Source organism: Spirosoma pomorum (genome assembly GCF_054776615.1).
The window spans coordinates 1-1,714 of record NZ_BAAHBP010000011.1; the positions used below are offsets into that span (position 1 = coordinate 1).

Genomic DNA, 1,714 nt, shown 5'->3' on the forward strand with positions numbered 1-1,714 from the left:
TGCTTTTGTTGCTTGGTCGCTACAAAGTTGACCTGACTACCAGCTTTTTAGATTCCCCAACACACTCTAATAGAGTTAGATATTGTTGGTTCATCTCAAAAACCATATATAGTTATAGAAGCTCCAAAAAAGTTGCCAGAACTTCTCCCTGTCCGTTTTGGCCCTCAGGTAGAGCAATCGTCGCAAGGTATTCCAAAAGACGGGTTTTCGGCTGCATATGGGCCCTTTCGTCGCTTCACAGGAGGAAGCAAAGAATGGGATAGTGTATTTAAATCATATCCTAGCGCAGCCGCTCATTTGAGCGTTTTCGGAGAAGATATTGCCCTTACTGAAGCTATAGATTTTCTGCGGATTCTTTATATAAAAAAGCTAGATAAAGAAAATATTGATTATGAGTCAGTTGATGGTAGAGCTTTATGGGGTATCACTAAATTTATTAATCAATCAAATCTGTTGCCACCTAACGTCAAAATCCAAAGTGTAAATTCTGAAACAATCAATCTCATTGATGGAAATGGTATAATCATACCTATAACCCAGATGAGTGATGGCTTTAGATCAATTTTGAGTCTGGTTCTCGAATTATTGAGGCAGTTGATTCAAACGTATGGCTCAAATAAGGTTTTTAGAGAAATACTGAGTGATGACGTTACGATACAAGAAGCTGGTATTGTGTTAATTGATGAAGTAGATGCACATCTACATCCAACTTGGCAGACACGAATAGGTGAGTGGTTTACTCAATACTTTCCTAATATCCAATTTATTGTCACAACGCATAGCCCTCTGGTTTGTCGAGCAGCTGAGAACGGCACTATTTGGCAACTGCCTGCTCCAGGAAGCGATAAGGCCTCGTACAAAATAGAAGAGAGAGAAAAGAAGCGATTAGTTTTTGGAAATATTCTAGATGCATACGGTACACAAGCTTTTGGTGATAACGTTACACGCTCTGAGTCATCCAATGAAAAGCTGAATGAGTTGGCTGAGCTTAACATAAAGTCTATAATGGGTAGTATCTCCCCAGAGGATGAAGGTAAACTTAATGAGTTACGTAGTATTTTTCCGACAGAAGGATGATTCAATTAACAAACATCGAACTTGATGAAGAAATAGCGGATTCACTCAAGCTATTACAAGAAGAAATTAATATTCTACCGTCATTTGAGGAGCAGTCAGATTTTGCAAAGACAAGCTTTAGTAACAGAAATAGAAAAGGAAATGTAGTTTTTGATGAAGTCAAAAAGGCATTGACTAAAATGTGTGCGGGTGCAAGGAGATGCGTTTACTGTGAAGATTCTGTGGCTGATGAAGTAGAACACATATACCCCAAAGACATATATCCAGGAAAAGCATTTGATTGGGACAACTATGTCTATGCCTGTGGCCCATGTAACGGACCAAAAAACAACAAATTTGCAGTTTTTCGAGAAGATACGGGTACCTTTCAACGAGTCAATCCCCCTCCGAGAACACCCGCAGTACAACCACCGATTGGAGATTCTGTTCTTATTAATCCTCGCACTGAAGATCCTTTAGATTATTGCATGCTAGATTTATCTGGTACTTTTAAGTTTGTGATCACAAAGCAAAAAGAGACCAGGGATTATCAACGGGCTGAATACACTTTTGACGAAGTATTACGACTTAGAGTGTGTTGGGGAATTAGCTTTGGCAATACGCGTCGATACGCTGTAGCATAATCTGAATGTTGGCT

At 39.3% G+C, this 1,714-nt stretch carries 2 protein-coding genes; both read left to right on the forward strand.

Going from position 1 to position 1,714, the window contains the following annotated elements; translation table 11 throughout:
- Window positions 1-132: 132 nt before the first annotated feature.
- Window positions 133-1,077 (forward strand): AAA family ATPase, encoded by a 945-nt coding sequence (locus ACYVAD_RS09820; protein ID WP_461139310.1) that lies wholly within the window; start codon window positions 133-135, stop codon window positions 1,075-1,077.
- Window positions 1,074-1,700 carry an HNH endonuclease gene (locus ACYVAD_RS09825; RefSeq protein WP_461139311.1) on the forward strand — a complete coding sequence of 209 codons (627 nt, stop codon included), beginning with the start codon at window positions 1,074-1,076 and terminating at the stop codon, window positions 1,698-1,700. The genes ACYVAD_RS09820 and ACYVAD_RS09825 overlap by 4 nt, the downstream gene beginning before the upstream one ends.
- Window positions 1,701-1,714: the final 14 nt, after the last annotated feature.